Raw genomic sequence first — 15,289 nt, forward strand, 5'->3', positions numbered from 1 at the left:
ACTCCTCCTTATTTTTCGACAGTCGCTTGAGACCACATTGCGCGGACGATCTCCTTATTGATATTTCCGGCTGTATTCAACAAACTCTTTTCCTGAATCATTGTCTTAGCACTGTATTCAGTAATTTCTTCGGGGTTTAACACTCTAGGGAGCCCTACTAATGAATCAATAATGGTTAAAAAAGCTTCTGTTGATTCCAAACTTAGCTGTTTCATTACTTTTTGAATTTTTTCTTCTTCCAGCGGTTCCAGATACTGGAGATAACTGCGCAACAAGAACGCATTCGCCTGACCATGAGGAATACCTTGATAGTACGTGTAGCAATACCCCATTGCGTGAACGCTGGTTACTCCGGTATGGGTAATAACCATGCCGCCTACCAATGAGACATACATGAGTTTTTCGCGAATTTCATTCGTCCATTCACCAGCTAATAAAGCCTGCAAGCATTCACCGAAAACAGCGATTGCATCCAACGCCCAGGAATTGATTAACGGAGTATTTCGTTTACTCAAATACCCTTCAAAGGAATGAGTAAAGGCATCAATTGCCGTATAAACACTCGTTTTTTCAGGAACTGCGGTGGTATACTTCCAGTCCACTAATGCAAGCTGGGGAAAAGTCAGTTGATTCCCAAAACTCACTTTTGTTCCAATATCATTTCTTACTAACACACTATAAGGAGTTACTTCGCTGCCTGTCCCAGCAGTAGTGGGAATCGCCACAATGGGTAATGCGGTTGAAAAAGTATTGCTAAGAAGTTCATCTGGAGTCAGTTCATTGGTAGCAAGCACCGCAATTGCTTTGGCCGCATCTAATGGCGATCCTCCGCCAATCCCGATTACAAAGTCAGCCTTAGCTTTTTTGGCTAAGGCTGCACCTAATTGGACTGTTTCTAGTGAAGGATTGTTTTCAACTTGATCAAACGCCTCGAAAGAAATATCATTTTCCTGCAAGGCGAATACTACATCTTGATAGGCTCCGGATTGCTTTGCAGATCGTTTGCCGGTTACTAAAAGCGCGGTTTGACCATAATTTTTAAAAATAGCCGCATAGTTACTAACCGCCTCACTTTCAAAAATTACCCGTGTAGGGAGAAAAAAATTGAGTTTCATCTAAATTGCCTCCAAATGTTTGATTAAATTTTCGACCGACTGTAATTGCAAGGTACGCATCGACTCCTCTGAATAAAATGACGCATGGGGAGTGATAATCACATTCTCTCGATTTACTAATGGTTCCTTTTCAAGATCTGGATTTTCGCTTGCCAGTACGTCTAGTCCAGCACCACGAACCCATCCTTGGTCTAACGCTTCTAGTAAAGCTGCGTGATCCACATTGGCACCTCGGCCTAAATTGAGAAACAAGGGCTGTTTCTTCAATCGTTGAAAGAAAGGACGATCAAATAAGTATTGGTTTTCACTTGTGGTTGCCACATGGTTACAAACCACATCTGCTTGCTCTTGAATTTCAGAAAAGCTAACTTTTTTTATTTGAAGCTTTGCTAGTTCCTCCGTCGATTTGTAGGGATCATAGCCAATAATTGACAGCCCAAACGCTTGCGCACGTTTGGCGACTGCTTGTCCAATCTTGCCACAGCCAACGATTGCCAGTGTTTGTTCAGATAGACGGTGCATTGTACCGACTTCCTTGTAACGCCATATTTTCTGATGATCAATTAGCTGAATATATGCTTTTAGTTTGCGATTTAAGCTTAGTAAAAGCGCAATCGTATGATCCGCCACATCTTCGGTACAGTAGTTAACTAACGGGACCACCTGGATATTTTTCTTCTTAGCTGCTGCTAAATCGATGGTGTCATAACCAGTTGCATTCACGGCCACACACGTCAGCTGCAGATCATTTTGAAAAAAGGACCTGTCCAGTTTTAAAAAAGCAGTAATCAAGCCATTCATATGGCTGACTTTTTCCAGAAATTCTCGCTTATTTTGATAAGGATAGATTTCCACTTCAAGATTTTTATTGTATGCTTTAAGAGCGTCTACTTCTATCGATAAATCACGACTGGCTAAAACGTTCGGATAGTCACTAATTAGTACCTTCATTGTCCACCTCCTACAAACTGGCAATAACTTCACGAATTAAATATGGTAATACGCTATAAGAATACGGTTTATAAATTCGTTCCTTCCAAGTATGAGCTCCTTTACCGAACACACCTAAATTCACCGCTGGAATTGCTAACTGCTGCATCGCTTGAACCGGCAACGGATAGATCGTTTCCATACCTGGAAAGTTTTTCATCATGCTGTCGATTTCTTGATCGGTTTCTCGCATCGCTAAATAACTGCTGTCTGACAAAAAAGGGAAAAAACGTCTTTGTTGAAAGACTTCGCCGGTTTCTTCTCCCACTTTTTTTGCAGCCTGTTGAATGGCTTGATGTAATTTCGAGTGAGATTCGATTTCGTTGTGAGGACAAAAAGGAGGTGCTAAAAACAGCACAACTTTCGGCTGGTCATCCCCCCAACTATTTTCTAACGCATCAATTAACGCAAAGCCAACTTCTCGCTTGTCTCGTTTATTTTCAGCAGATAACAAGCCTTGCAAAATGGTATCTACCGCCACCCCAGCATTGCGACATGCTGTCAAGTAGTCTTCAAAAAGATACACGGTAATAGAATGATCGATTTTCTCTGGGGCAGTCCCAATTTTTTGTTGGTAGGCAAGTAACCGCCGATCCAACATTTCGCTCACTTGATCAACTGCCGTTTGTGTGACCTCTAACAAACTAGCTAGTACCTCTTTAGCTGATCGTTCATATAAAAAAGTATTGAAATATAACTGAGCTGCCTGAGCAGTTTGCACATTGTAAAAATCCTTGCAATCTCTTTGATACAAGACAGAAGAGGGCAGGATTTCTTCTTCTTCAATTTCTTCACACAAATCAATATTAGTATTAATCGCTAAATTGATGGCACTGGAAATCAAGGTGGGATCGACACCTTGCAAGGTATTCCCCACATGCGCCTCACGTCCTTTTATATAGAAGCAAGACAACATTTTTCCAGCCGCACCGGTGTACAAATACCTAGTCTGATCTTCTTCAGACAGCGGGGACACAAAATCGGTATTAATTGCGGCAATAAATTCATACCCCTTTTCTTGAAACTGAACCAACTGGGGCAGTGCATCGATTATTCCGGTATGATCATTTTCCTCAACTGGATTTCCCATAAACAAAAGATTAAAGGGTAATTGATCCCCCTGCTGTGAGTAAAATAGTAGATTCATCAAATGAACAGCGATTCCACTTTTCATGTCCAACATGCCGCGACCAAACGCCCATTCACCTGAACAAGCCTCACTTCTCAGTATTTCGTCTTCTTGAAACGTCTGAAAGAAATGGCAAAGCTTATCTGGATCATAGGCGAGGGATTTAATTTTCCCAAAATCTTCGATCCCCACCGTATCCATATGCGCATGTAGCAAAATAATTTCCTTGGTCCCCTCTTTTGGTAAAAAGGCAAAAACATTTTCTCGTGCATAAGGATCGTCCATCAATTCAGTTGTCCAGACCAATTCGGGATGCTGGTTGAAATAAGGAAAACTCCGCAAGATTTCCTGAATTTTCAGACAGATATCCCGCTCACCGTGCTTCGAACTGTTGATACTGGGAATTTTTACTAATTCTTTAGCTACTGTTTCAATTTGCTCTGCTAGCGGCAACTCTTTAATTTGCTGATACACAGATTTCCCCTCCTTAGGCTCGTTTTAATGGAAAGGTCATGCAGTGAATGCCTCCACCCAATTTTAAGGTCTCTTCTAAATTAATTTCGTAAACTTCGATGTTGCGGTGGCGCATCTGGGTATTTAACCATTGATTTTGGGCAAGTGAAATAACTCGACGATTACCAATTGCTTGTACATTATAGCCATGCTGAAAAATAGCAGCCTCAGTCCCTTCAATCAATGCAATGTTCAATTCCTGCAACAAATCGAGAAACTCATCTGGCAAGCCTGCTTTATAACCAATCGCTGTGTCCGGTGTAATGAGATTAAAGCACATATCTAAATGCAAATACTCAGACTTGGCCTTCACTGCGTGCAATGAATAACCGAAGGGTTCCAGTAATTCTTTTAATTGCCGAAAGCCGTTTTCATTGGTTCGATCCAATAATCCTACAGCAATTGTATGCTCGTTTAACAGAACAAAATCGCCCCCTTCAAAAATACCATTTCCAGAAATAGTACCTAATAACGGAATTCCTAATTTTTCCATTTGCGCTTTAAAGTAGTGGGTCTCTGGCTGACGAATACCATGCTTGTATCTGCCTAATACATAGCCTTCCTTCACGCAACAGCCGAAATCTCGAGCGAAAACCCCATGGGGCAGTATTTCTGTTGCTTGGGCAAGTTGAACTTGGATCCCCAATTTTTGATATAAATTCTGAACTTGCTCAAATTCGCGCTGTATTTGTCCATCATCTATTTTTCGCAGGTCCCATTTTTTAGCTATTTCATTAATTTGACTTGTTTCAGTTACATGATTGGGATCAGACAAAAGTACTTGTTCTAGCACCCCAATTCCATTTTTAACGTACATGGTCTTCCCCTGCCTACCTACTAGTTTATTTCAGACCTGTCTATTGGACTATCTCATCCAATAGACAGGCAACCTTAACTTTTAACGATTATTCTTGGGCAGCTTCTGCTGATTTTGCCGCAATTTCTGAATATTCTTCGACCCACTTGTCAAAATCGCCATTTTCTTGTGATTCTGCAATCACTTCATTGATTTGCGCCACCAACTCAGGATTTCCCTTTTTAACCGCAACTGCTGTATATTTGTAGCGATACTCTTCCGGGATTTCAACATCGGTGAAAACAATATCTGGATTTGAAATTAAATATTGCTGTGCCACTGTATCTTCAATGACAATGCCATCAATTTTTTCCGTGACTAGCTCCAAAATAAGATCTGGAACTTTTTCTAAGGTGACGGTTTGTTCTGGCTTGATTGACTCAGTAATAATCGTTTCTTGTGTCGTTGATTTTTGAGCACCTAATCGACTAGTTTTTAAATCTTCGACCGTTTTGTATTTATCCGCATTTTTCTTTAAAGTAATCACTCGATTCTCAGATTTCAGATAGGGATCAGAGAAGTCAACAGATTCTTTTCGCTCTTCAGTTATACTCATTCCAGCAATCGCAATATCCACCGAACCTTGTGTTAATGAGCCTAAAATTGAGCCGAAAGTCATGTCTCTTATAACTGGTTCAACCCCTAGTTTTTCTGCGATTTTTTCGCCAAAGGCCATATCTACTCCAACAATTTCGGTTGAAGAGTTATTCAAGTCAATAAACTCATACGGTGCATAGCCGGCAGAAGTCGCTATTTTCAGCTCGTTATTATCAATAATATTATCTAGATCAGCGTTCTCGGTCTGGCTTTGTTCGGTGCTGGTACTGTCTGTACTGCCTGATGCAGAATTTCCACAACCTGCTAAACCACTCAACACAAGAATTGCGATAAGTCCCATTAGAATATTTTTTTTCATGCTGTTTCTCCCCCATTGTTTGTTCGTTTTAGTTTGAATTCCATCAATACTGTCAGTTTCGTTATAATTACAGAGAGAATTAAGTAGATGACTGCAATCGCAATAATCGGCGCAAACGGCTGGTAGCTAATTCCTCTAATTGTATCTGCTTGGTACATTAAATCCGCGATTCCGATAACTGAAGCTTGGGAAGATGCCTTAATCGTACTGGCAAATTCATTTCCTAAAGCTGGCAATATGTTACGCAACGCTTGAGGAAAAATGATATAAAAGGTTGTTTGAAACCGGCTGAATCCAATTGATCTGCCTCCTTCATATTGTCCATGATCAATCGATTGAATACCTGAGCGAATGATTTCGGCAATATACACCGAACTTCCTACTGATAATGCAATCAAAGCGGAGATAAAGCGGCTCATCTCAACACCAAAAATCATTACCTCGGGAATACGAACCCCTAAAAGCGGGATACCATAAAAGAACAGGGCTAAAAGAACCAAGATCGGCAATGACCGAATAATCTCAATATACAAACTTGCGATGCGACTCACGATTTTTATTCTGCTCATCCGCATACTAGCAACAATGATGCCTAACAAGATCGCAAAGACCATGGTCAGCAGACTCAAAACCAGCGTCATTACCGTCCCTTGCACTAAATACGTTCCAAATTTATCTAAAAAACTTGTTATACGATCCATTCCTTCACCTCTTTTAAACGATTTTTTGTAAGAAACTGGAAATGCGTTGATTTTCATGGGAAGCATCCAAATTTTCTGGAGCAATCTCAGCAACTATTTTCCCTTGATCCATAAAGATAATGCGATCGGCAACTTCTTTTGCAAAATTCATTTCGTGAGTAACAATCACTGCGGTCATCCCGCCTTTTACTGTTTCTTTCATGACACTTAAAACTTCACCCACCATTTCAGGATCTAACGCACTAGTCGGTTCATCAAAAAGGATCACCTTTGGCTTCATCGCTAAGGCACGGGCAATTGCAATCCGCTGTTTCTGGCCTCCGGATAAATTTTCTGGGTACGCATCTTTTTTATCAAGTAATCCTACTCGCTGCAGTAGCGTTTCACTTAATTCATCTGATTCTTGTTGAGATAAGCCCTGCAACTTTTCTGGTCCTAAAGTGATATTTTTTTTAACGGTTAGATTGGCAAACAAATTGAAATGCTGAAATACCATCACGGCTTGTTCGCGAATTGCATTATTATTGATATCTTTGCGATAAATATCTTCTTGATCGATTAGAATTTTTCCATCATCGATCTTTTCCAACTTGTTAATACACCTCAATAAAGTTGATTTACCTGAACCAGAAGGACCGATGATGACGACGACTTCATTTTCTCGAACTGACAATGATACATTTTCTAACACAGTTTGCTGATCGAAATCCTTACGAATATTTCTAATTTCGATGACATTATTCTTTATTTCTATGACATTACTCTTTTTATTTCTCCCCATATCCATCACCTTTATCCTTTCGTTATAGCAAGTATATGCAGGATAAAGAGAATCGTCTAGGCTATGTAACCAGCGATGAAGCGTTTCATTTATGATTACATCCATTAAAAATACTTATTTAAAAAATTTAGATTATGTCACAATCAAGTATCATTTTATGACGCAAAAATTAAATTTATTGATCTTATTGCGAGATTGATAATAAAAAGCTATAATACGTGTAAGAAAACTTAACACAAGGAGTTTTTGGATGAAGCTTAAAAATTTGAAGACCTTTCATTATTGCGCTACCTATCTCAATTTTTCTCAAGCTGCGGACTATTTGAAGATTAGCCAACCCGCCGTGACCAACCAGATCAAAAATATTGAAGCAGCTTTAGAACATGAACTATTTGTTCGAGCTGGACGAAAACTTTTTTTAACGACTGCCGGAGAAATATTATTTAATTGTTCGACTGATGTATTTAGACTTTGCGATGCAACAATCAAGGAACTGTCTGAATTATCTCAAGGCAAACTGACGTTGCGGATTGCAGGGGATGTGAATTACTTATCGATGCACGTTTCAGCTATTATCGTTGAGCTGTATCAGGCGTTTCCCGACGTAAAGATCGAAATTATCACTGTGGAAAATTCAAAAAAAATTTTTGATGGTGTTCGAAACAAGGAATACGACATTGGGATAATGAGTGCCAACTACTCTGACTTTGGGATTCGACAACGCCTCATTAGTGAAGAAAATGTCTCTTTGATCGCTTCGGTGGCTGTAGCAAGCGCCTTGAAAAAGAATCCTGATTTAGAAGTTCCCTTATTGGAATACAATTCAAAGTCTTCCTATAATAGTTTTCTATGGGACTTTATGATTCAAAACAACTTAACGAATAGAAAGAAAATTACGTTTAATAACTTGGAATTGGTTCGAAAAACTTTATTAAGCAACACAGGTATCGCAGTTTTGTCGGAGGATGTGTTGAAGAAAGATCTTAATGAAGGAAAAGTTGAAGTGTTGACCGTTCCTAATTGTAAATCGGTCAAAATTAAAACGCGCTTAATCTATCGTGCAGATAATCCGATGTATGCAAAGATCAAAAAATGTTCTGATTTGATTGTGGAGGGGTTGCAGGTAAATAGTTAACATGGCATTCGCTTGAACCTAGCGATTCCCAATCTGAAGAGTTCAAATACCTTCTTCTCAAAGAAATGTTCAAAGAACGCAAAAATACCAGCACAACCTCTAAAAAATCGGAGTCCTGCTGGTATCTGAATTAATCTGATTATTCTTGTGGATTTTTAATGCTGGCTGGATCAATACCTAATGCTTCACACATTTCTTCATTGACAAAGAATTCCAAGTTTTCTGATTCTTCAACAGGCATGTCCGCTGGTGTTGCTTCACCTCGTAAGATTTTCGCAGCCATTCTGCCAGTTTGAGCGCCTAACTCTTCGTAGTTAATTCCGATTGTTGCGATACCGGCTTCTTTGGCATCGTTGATTGCGCCAGCTACTAATGGGACTTTTTTCTCTTTCATGACATCACCAACTAGGGTTTTCGCACTTGCAAACGTGTTGTCAGTTGGTAGGTAAATGCCATCTACTTCATCAGCCACCGTTTGAGAAACTTGTTGTACATCGTTGGTGCTGGTGACGGTACGAATCACTGGTTCTACACCCGCTTTTTCTAATGCTTCAACCGCCAGATCTGCTTGTATTTTTGAATTAATTTCACCGGAATTGTACATGATTCCGACTTTTTTAGCATCAGGAACAATAGATAACAACAATTCGATTTGTTCAGCAACAGGTGACATATTGGTGGTCCCAGTAACATTTCCACCAGGTTCTTCGTAGCTGCTGACTAATTTTGCTTCCTTCAGGTCAGTCACACAGGTAACAACAATCGGAATATCCGTCGTTGCTGTTAATAAGGATTGTCCGGCAACTGTAGTTACTCCCAGCAATAAATCGGGATCTTCTTTCACCAAGCGTTCACTCAGACTCTTCAAATTATCTTGACTGCCTTGAGCATTTTGGTAGTCAATATTAACTGTTTCCCCATCGATAAAGCCTTCTTCTTCCAGTCCGCGAACGAACCCTTTGTAGGAGTCATCCAATGATTCATGTTCCACAAACTGTAAGGCTCCAACTGTTTTTATTTCATCCTCAGCCTCAGATCCTCCTTGCCCACATGCACCTAATAACACCAAACTCATAATACCTAAACCTGCTAATACTTTTTTCATTACTTTCTCTCCTTTTCGTATAAAAAAATCGTCCACTTAGATAGTCTAAGTGGACGATTGGATATAACGAAAGTGAGTCTTACTTATTCCGCTCTATTCTCAGCCACTTAGAATTACCTACGTGGCTGGTGACGCGTTGAAACCCATTAGCCATCATAGATACAAACTTTGTCCGTTTGTATCCTGATGAATACAAACGTATCTAATAATAGCTAACGTAATAGCGGTTATTCAGTTGTACGAGATTATTCTTTAACATGGTAAAAACCTCCAACCGATGAATTGAATTTAGTATACCCTAAGATAAATTAAATGTAAATGAGAAAAAGGCAAATATTATTAAAAAAATTTTGAGAACATGAACTACCTAGTTGTTACCTATAAAATTAGGCTAGACGAACCCATTACTAATTGAGATAATAATGTATCCAGATTTCAGCAAAGGAGATAATAAGATGAATGCTTTATACTTCGAAAGCTTTGGTGATTCCAGCGTTTTAACCTATGGCCCGTTGCCTACCCCCTCAATTAATGAACAGGATTTATTAGTCGAAATGTCTCTGATCGGTTTAAATTATGCCGATATTTATCGTAGAAAAGGCACGTATCATATCGAAAAGCATTTGCCTTACATTAACGGCTATGAAGGAATCGGAACCGTTACCGCTTGTGGCTCACAAGTAACTAACTTTCAAATTGGTGACAAGGTACTTTTTGTAGATGTGCCATTGGCCAACGCAGAGCTGGTGCGTGTTCCAGCTGATCATGCCATTAAGGTTCCTGTAGATTTACCGGATGAATTGGTTGCCAGCATCGGCTTACAAGGATTAACTGCTGATTTTTTAGCCTATGATTTAGGTAGAAATCAATCAGGAGAAACTGTTTTTGTTCATGGAATCACCGGTGGCGTCGGTCAAATCCTGTCGCAACTATTAACAGCAAATGGTGTGAATGTTTATGGCGCAACCTCCACCCTTCAAAAGCAGCAGTTGGCATTAGAACAAGGCGCAAAAAAAGTCTTCTTACGAAATACGGACTGGGAATTGGAATACGCGAACTTTTTCGACACGGTTTATGACGGAATTGGCAGCACCTTGAAGGACAGCCTAGCCCTGGTCAAAAACCGTGGAAATGTGGTTTTTTTCGGGATGGCAGGTGGCAATCCGCCGGAAGTTGATTTTATTCACTTATTGTCGCAGTCAAAAAGTATCTTAACAGGTGATTTGTGGGATTATTTAATCAGTGGAAAGGAGCGTACAGTCAGAAGCGAGCGGTTATTCTCTTATTTTAAGAATGGCAAAATTCAGATTAGTGCTCCGAAAATTTACTCACTTGCTGACGGAAAAGCGGCCCACGATTTTCTAGAATCTGGCAAGAGTATGGGAAAGATTCTTTTGAAACCGTAAAAATGGTCATCAGGACTGAAAAATCCTGATGACCGTATTTTCTACTTATGCCGCAGTATCGGCACCTTCAATATTCGCCAATTCTTCCTTCAACAAACGTTTGTCGTAAGATCGAATGAATGGCAGATAGATAATGAATGCCACTACTGCGCAGACAATCGCTACTACGGCAGCTTTCCAGTCACCACCGGTACTAATGAATGCGCCTACCCCAACCGGAGATGGCCACGGCATGTTGGCAATTACCGGACGAATAATCTCTAATTGAACAGCAAAGTAAGCGATACTTGCTGAAGCCATTGGTGCTAAGAAAAAGGGCAAGGCCAAGTATGGATTGTAAATCAACGGCACCCCAAAAATCAATGGTTCATTGATGTTGAAAATCGCTGGTACTAAGGCTGCTTTACCTAGTACCTTTAATTGTTCCGATTTCGCCATGTACACTAAAAAGAAACAAAATCCTAAGGTTGCGCCCGATCCACCAACAGTTACAAAAGCATTGTTGAACTCGCCAGCTAAAGGAAGATGTGCCCCGTCAGCGTTCAAGGCCATATTGCCTAAAGTAATTGGTGTAATCAGAGAGAAGATAATATTCGCTCCATGAATCCCCACTAGCCATAATGCGTGAACTAAGAAGTAAATTACCATCACGCCGAGCCAACTATTGGTCAACTGTGTTACAAAACCAAACGGTACCGCCACTAATTGGAAAATGTCTGTGTTGAACGCCACTAAAATTCCTATTAAAATCAATACCACAAAAGCCACTAAAAAGGCTGGAATCAAGGCAGTAAATGCGCGAGATACACCTTCAGGCACTTGTTCCGGCATGCGGATGACCCAGTTTTTTGCTACACATAAACGATACAATTGAACCGCAATCACCGCCATGATAATGCCCGTAAAGATCCCCACTGTTCCTAAACGAGCTACACCGTCAGCGCCAATCGCCCATCCGTTGATAATGTCTTGTTCAGCATCGGTCAAGCGAATCATTGAACCATTTTCCATCACTAATTGGGGAATGGCCATGAAGAATGAAAACAAAGAAAGCAATGCTCCAGTAATTGGTGCCATATTTAAATCTTCTTCTTCAGCAATAATTTTGGTGTATTCATACCCCAAACCTACACAGAAATACAAAGCTAAAATCCCCATAGTTGTACTGTTAGCTAACATATATAGCTCACTGACTCTAAAGAAGGTGGAATTGAAGATTCCTTCTAAAAAGGGAAAAGTCATTGGCAAAATGTTGAATACCAAGAACATGGAACCCACGATCGTAAAAGGAATGGCGCCCATCCCGGCACCCATAATTGCCCGAACAATTTTAAACTGAGCCAGTTTACCTAAAGGCCCCATCAAGGTTTTTTCTAAGAATGTAAATAATTTGCTGTTTGATCCGTCCATTTTTTATTCACTCGCTTTCTAATTCATTTTGGCAAACTCCTGAATGTACTCGTAATGCTTATCTTTTTGCAAATAAATTCGTCTGATACGCTGGATACAAAAGGCTGAGAGAAAAATCCCCACTAATAGGATCGTTACAATGGCTGCTCTGGCTTGAGAAGAAGTCGCCAAAAAGGGATACAGCCGCCGAAATCCGCCGGCAGTAAAGCTTAAGACCAATAGCAGTAGATTCATGCCTAGTTGAATAGAATGATAAAACTTATTATGGCGCAATTTATTTTCGATTTGATCCGTCATATCACCGTAGAGCTTCGCATGTTCAGCAATTGCCGGTAACATTAAGAGCATTAAACTTGCCGGCAGCAGCGCATACCAGCTGTGGCTCATAAACAACATCAACAGCCAATACAGATTGCTGAAGAAAAAACCTGCGAGCAAATAACGTAAGAGCAAAAAGCGGTTGTAGCGGAAATTTTTCAAGGCGGTCTCTTTTTTTAATTCGGTCATTCCTTTTTTACTCAAGCCAATCTTCTCCTTTCTTATTTACTCGCAGCTTGGCGTTGGTGCAAAACCAACATCTCAGCGGCTACTTCCTTTAAGGTCATGGTAGTCATCAAATGATCCTGCGCATGCACCATAATTATTTCCATTTCAATTTTTTCACCACTAGCATACTCCTGTAATAAACCAGTTTGTGCTCGGTGTGCTTTCACCAATGAGTCATTGGCGTCTTCTAATTTTTGTTCAGCAGCAGCAAAATTGCCTGCGCGCATTTGCTGGAACGATTCGTGCACCAGCGTTCGAGCCTCACCACTGCTTAAAATAATTTCAAAGGCCACTTCCTGTAGTTTTTCCGAATCCATCTTTTTTCACTCCTACTGTCTCTTCTATTAAAACGATTCAATTAACTTTGCAATAAATTCTTCGTGATTTTTGCTGGCTACCAATTGGGCACAAAAAGCTTCGTCCTCAATAATTGGTACCAGCAAGTGGCTGACTTTCTCTAATTCCACCCGGCCCAGCTTATCCGGCGACATTAGAATTACCAGCTGTATCATGGGATAATTGGCTTCCCAATAAACACCTTTTGGTACGACCGCCACAGCCACATAAGCCTCTTCAGTTACAGCTTCAATCGGATGAGGGACCGCCAAGCGGGGTGAAAAGGCCACCGAACTATAGCTTTCCCGCAAACGCAGCTGCTGATTAAACGCTTCTTTAACTGGCTTTTGTTCCACTACCTCCAGCCGCTCTAGCAACTGATCGACTATTGCCGCTTTAGTAGAAGACGAATCCAAACGAATAAACAGCTCTGGCCGGAAACACTGATGAATCAACGCAGTTTGGGCAGCTTTCTTCTCCGCATCGGCTGCACCATCCTTCAATGTCGGACAGTTACAGGGGCGAAAACTGGATAATTCGTGATTGATTTTTTTAATGTCTTCTTCTCCTACAAACACGCTAACGTAAACAATCGGTGTATGATGGATCACGTTGGGCAGATTAATGGAAGAAATAATCAAATCGATTTTATCTAAATCCTGATCGGCAATCTCGTAATAACTGATCACCTTTTCGATTAAAATTTTCGAACCGAATTCTCGTTCTAAGCGATTTTTGATCATTTGCGAACTTCCTAGACCGGTCGCACAAATCACCAGTACCCGAGCCTTTTGATCATTGCGATAGCGCTCAACCGCCGCTGTTAAATGAATGGTTAAATAAGCCCACTCACTTGCAGTAATTTCGTAGGGTTGAAAGATCGGCATCTGCGAAAGATACTTAATCGTTAGCTGCAGCAAATCCCCATAATGCTTGCGAATATCTTCCAGTAGTGGATTTTCAATGCTCATATTATTTTGCAGTCGTAGTAAAAATGGTGTAAAGTGCATCATTAAACCATCAATTAAAATAGTATCTTGCTGGAGCTGATAGCCTGTCTCCTGATCGAAAGCTCCCAACGCTTCTAGCAACTGATCCTTAATTTCCGCCTCGCTATAGGTAGTTTTTTGAAACACTCGTTTAGCGGTAATTTTATTGCGCAAATGTAGGGCAATGTAATTGGCCTCTTCATGGGGAAATTCCACTGCCATGCTTGCAGTAATTCGCTGTACAATTCGTAGAGCGGTTTGGTATTCCACTGCTTCCTCTGACAGTTGAATCATGTTGGTATATTCAATTTCAAACCCCGCCTGCAGCCGTTTGATGGCTAAACCAATGTGCAGAACAATATTGAATATAATAAAGTCAGACAACTTCAAGCGCGCTTCGCGACACTCGTCTAAAACGATAATGACGATTTCTTCCACGCTAATGCCATCTAACAGGTTGGTATAAGTAGAAAACGTGTATAAATTATCCTGCAGGCGCTGTAAAAAGAAATAATTCATCATAAAATGGCGAATATTTTTCTCGTTACCTACAGCAAAAATTCCCCGGTTGCTTTTACTGCCTAATTCAATATGGTAGGGTTTTAGCAACTTTTTAATCTCCACTAGATCATTGGAGATCGTTGAGCGGGAGACAAACAATTCTTCTGCCAGATTATCCACATACACTGACTTTTGTTCGAAAAACAATTGATTCAGGATGTAATACTGCCGATCCTGGGTTTCGTGAATGGCACCTTTATCCTTTGAAGAATGCTGCGACTTAATTTCCTGTAAATAAAACACTTGAAAACGGTCCTGACTGTCCACCACCAAACGATAACCATAGCCCTGTTTGCCCTCAATCCAGCCCAGCGCCAGATCCTTCAACGTATCCTCCAGTAAATGCAAGTATTTCCGCGCCGTCCGATCTGACACACCAAGACGATCAGCTAGTTCATGACTGGTTAAAAAAGCCGGCTGGTGTTCATATAGCAATTTTAGAATTTGGGTCTCTTTCTTACTCAACATGTTGATCAACCTTTATCTAGATATTTTCTTCCACAAGTTTACCCATTTTTTCAATCCCCATCGGAATTGGCACATAAGCCTGCGGCGGAATATTGACGATTGGTTTATTGGTTTTATTGGCTGCTTTTTCCAAATTGGCAAAATACATTTTTGTTTGTGGACTAACTAAGTAAAGATCGTATTCATCCTTGGCAATCGTCGTTGCACCCTGAGAAGCAGAGGTTGCATCCAGTTCAATTTCCTGCCCTTTTCCTTGCAAATATTCGGTTGTTTTCTTAGCAATAACCGAAGAAGACATACCACCTGCACAAATAATTAATGCTCGTTTCATA

General features: G+C 40.5%; 15 protein-coding genes. 2 read left to right on the forward strand and 13 right to left on the reverse strand.

Features of this window, described 5'->3' with window-relative positions; genetic code table 11:
- Window positions 1-8: 8 nt before the first annotated feature.
- From IGI42_RS18800 to IGI42_RS18830, 7 genes are all read right to left on the reverse strand, one after another.
- Window positions 9-1,115: an iron-containing alcohol dehydrogenase family protein gene (locus IGI42_RS18800; protein ID WP_438717549.1), complete on the reverse strand. Its 1,107-nt coding sequence runs from the start codon at window positions 1,113-1,115 to the stop codon at window positions 9-11.
- Window positions 1,116-2,066, reverse strand: a complete 951-nt coding sequence (locus IGI42_RS18805) for a C-terminal binding protein (RefSeq protein WP_438717550.1) — start codon at window positions 2,064-2,066, stop codon at window positions 1,116-1,118. It abuts the gene before it with no gap.
- Window positions 2,067-2,076: 10 nt separating this feature from the next.
- Window positions 2,077-3,708, reverse strand: coding sequence for a M28 family peptidase (locus IGI42_RS18810; RefSeq protein WP_438717551.1), 1,632 nt, complete (start codon window positions 3,706-3,708; stop codon window positions 2,077-2,079).
- 13 nt (window positions 3,709-3,721) lie between these two features.
- Window positions 3,722-4,564 (reverse strand): dimethylarginine dimethylaminohydrolase family protein, encoded by an 843-nt coding sequence (locus IGI42_RS18815; protein ID WP_438717552.1) that lies wholly within the window; start codon window positions 4,562-4,564, stop codon window positions 3,722-3,724.
- 88 nt (window positions 4,565-4,652) lie between these two features.
- Window positions 4,653-5,519 (reverse strand): transporter substrate-binding domain-containing protein, encoded by an 867-nt coding sequence (locus IGI42_RS18820; RefSeq protein ID WP_438717553.1) that lies wholly within the window; start codon window positions 5,517-5,519, stop codon window positions 4,653-4,655.
- Window positions 5,516-6,220 carry an amino acid ABC transporter permease gene (locus IGI42_RS18825; RefSeq protein ID WP_438717554.1) on the reverse strand — a complete coding sequence of 235 codons (705 nt, stop codon included), beginning with the start codon at window positions 6,218-6,220 and terminating at the stop codon, window positions 5,516-5,518. Before IGI42_RS18825 ends, IGI42_RS18820 begins: the two co-directional genes overlap by 4 nt.
- 13 nt (window positions 6,221-6,233) lie before the next feature.
- Window positions 6,234-7,001, reverse strand: coding sequence for an amino acid ABC transporter ATP-binding protein (locus IGI42_RS18830; RefSeq protein WP_438717555.1), 768 nt, complete (start codon window positions 6,999-7,001; stop codon window positions 6,234-6,236).
- A gap of 250 nt (window positions 7,002-7,251) precedes the next feature.
- Here IGI42_RS18830 and IGI42_RS18835 point away from each other — a divergent pair, with 250 nt between their 5' ends.
- Complete coding sequence (locus IGI42_RS18835; protein WP_438717556.1) at window positions 7,252-8,136, forward strand: LysR family transcriptional regulator; 885 nt, start codon at window positions 7,252-7,254, stop codon at window positions 8,134-8,136.
- A 139-nt stretch (window positions 8,137-8,275) separates the two neighbouring features.
- Here the strand turns inward: IGI42_RS18835 and IGI42_RS18840 are convergent, their stop codons facing one another.
- On the reverse strand, window positions 8,276-9,241 hold the full coding sequence (locus IGI42_RS18840) for an ABC transporter substrate binding protein (RefSeq protein ID WP_438717557.1): 966 nt from the start codon (window positions 9,239-9,241) through the stop codon (window positions 8,276-8,278).
- A 455-nt stretch (window positions 9,242-9,696) separates the two neighbouring features.
- On the opposite strand from IGI42_RS18840, the gene IGI42_RS18845 reads away from it, so the two are divergent.
- Window positions 9,697-10,647 carry a zinc-binding dehydrogenase gene (locus tag IGI42_RS18845; protein ID WP_438717558.1) on the forward strand — a complete coding sequence of 317 codons (951 nt, stop codon included), beginning with the start codon at window positions 9,697-9,699 and terminating at the stop codon, window positions 10,645-10,647.
- 45 nt (window positions 10,648-10,692) lie between these two features.
- Here the strand turns inward: IGI42_RS18845 and celB are convergent, their stop codons facing one another.
- The 5 genes from celB to IGI42_RS18870 are packed head-to-tail and all read right to left on the reverse strand — an operon-like array spanning window position 10,693 to window position 15,288.
- Window positions 10,693-12,057 carry a PTS cellobiose transporter subunit IIC gene (gene celB, locus IGI42_RS18850; RefSeq protein WP_438717559.1) on the reverse strand — a complete coding sequence of 455 codons (1,365 nt, stop codon included), beginning with the start codon at window positions 12,055-12,057 and terminating at the stop codon, window positions 10,693-10,695.
- 18 nt (window positions 12,058-12,075) lie between these two features.
- A complete protein-coding gene (locus tag IGI42_RS18855) occupies window positions 12,076-12,579 on the reverse strand; it encodes a hypothetical protein (protein ID WP_438717560.1) in 504 nt (167 codons plus the stop codon).
- Between the two features lie 17 nt (window positions 12,580-12,596).
- The gene (locus tag IGI42_RS18860; protein ID WP_438717561.1) at window positions 12,597-12,920 is read right to left on the reverse strand and encodes a PTS cellobiose transporter subunit IIA; all 324 of its coding nucleotides are present in this window, start codon (window positions 12,918-12,920) and stop codon (window positions 12,597-12,599) included.
- A 27-nt stretch (window positions 12,921-12,947) separates the two neighbouring features.
- Window positions 12,948-14,957: a BglG family transcription antiterminator gene (locus IGI42_RS18865; RefSeq protein ID WP_438717562.1), complete on the reverse strand. Its 2,010-nt coding sequence runs from the start codon at window positions 14,955-14,957 to the stop codon at window positions 12,948-12,950.
- 16 nt (window positions 14,958-14,973) lie between these two features.
- Entirely contained in the window at window positions 14,974-15,288 is a 315-nt protein-coding gene (locus tag IGI42_RS18870; protein WP_438717563.1) for a PTS cellobiose transporter subunit IIB, read from the reverse strand.
- Window position 15,289: the final 1 nt, after the last annotated feature.

This window comes from Enterococcus sp. AZ109 (assembly GCF_051714625.1).
Lineage (GTDB): Bacteria > Bacillota > Bacilli > Lactobacillales > Enterococcaceae > Enterococcus_A.

What these genes read in the sequence shown, in the direction of transcription:
- IGI42_RS18800 (WP_438717549.1), bottom strand. Translation starts at nt 1,115, where the DNA reads ATGAAACTCAATTTTTTTCTCCCTACACGGGTAATTTTTGAAAGTGAG.
- IGI42_RS18805 (WP_438717550.1), bottom strand. Translation starts at nt 2,066, where the DNA reads ATGAAGGTACTAATTAGTGACTATCCGAACGTTTTAGCCAGTCGTGAT.
- IGI42_RS18815 (WP_438717552.1), bottom strand. Translation starts at nt 4,564, where the DNA reads ATGTACGTTAAAAATGGAATTGGGGTGCTAGAACAAGTACTTTTGTCT.
- IGI42_RS18820 (WP_438717553.1), bottom strand. Translation starts at nt 5,519, where the DNA reads ATGAAAAAAAATATTCTAATGGGACTTATCGCAATTCTTGTGTTGAGT.
- IGI42_RS18825 (WP_438717554.1), bottom strand. Translation starts at nt 6,220, where the DNA reads ATGGATCGTATAACAAGTTTTTTAGATAAATTTGGAACGTATTTAGTG.
- IGI42_RS18830 (WP_438717555.1), bottom strand. Translation starts at nt 7,001, where the DNA reads ATGGGGAGAAATAAAAAGAGTAATGTCATAGAAATAAAGAATAATGTC.
- IGI42_RS18835 (WP_438717556.1), top strand. Translation starts at nt 7,252, where the DNA reads ATGAAGCTTAAAAATTTGAAGACCTTTCATTATTGCGCTACCTATCTC.
- IGI42_RS18840 (WP_438717557.1), bottom strand. Translation starts at nt 9,241, where the DNA reads ATGAAAAAAGTATTAGCAGGTTTAGGTATTATGAGTTTGGTGTTATTA.
- IGI42_RS18845 (WP_438717558.1), top strand. Translation starts at nt 9,697, where the DNA reads ATGAATGCTTTATACTTCGAAAGCTTTGGTGATTCCAGCGTTTTAACC.
- celB (WP_438717559.1), bottom strand. Translation starts at nt 12,057, where the DNA reads ATGGACGGATCAAACAGCAAATTATTTACATTCTTAGAAAAAACCTTG.
- IGI42_RS18860 (WP_438717561.1), bottom strand. Translation starts at nt 12,920, where the DNA reads ATGGATTCGGAAAAACTACAGGAAGTGGCCTTTGAAATTATTTTAAGC.
- IGI42_RS18865 (WP_438717562.1), bottom strand. Translation starts at nt 14,957, where the DNA reads ATGTTGAGTAAGAAAGAGACCCAAATTCTAAAATTGCTATATGAACAC.
- IGI42_RS18870 (WP_438717563.1), bottom strand. Translation starts at nt 15,288, where the DNA reads ATGAAACGAGCATTAATTATTTGTGCAGGTGGTATGTCTTCTTCGGTT.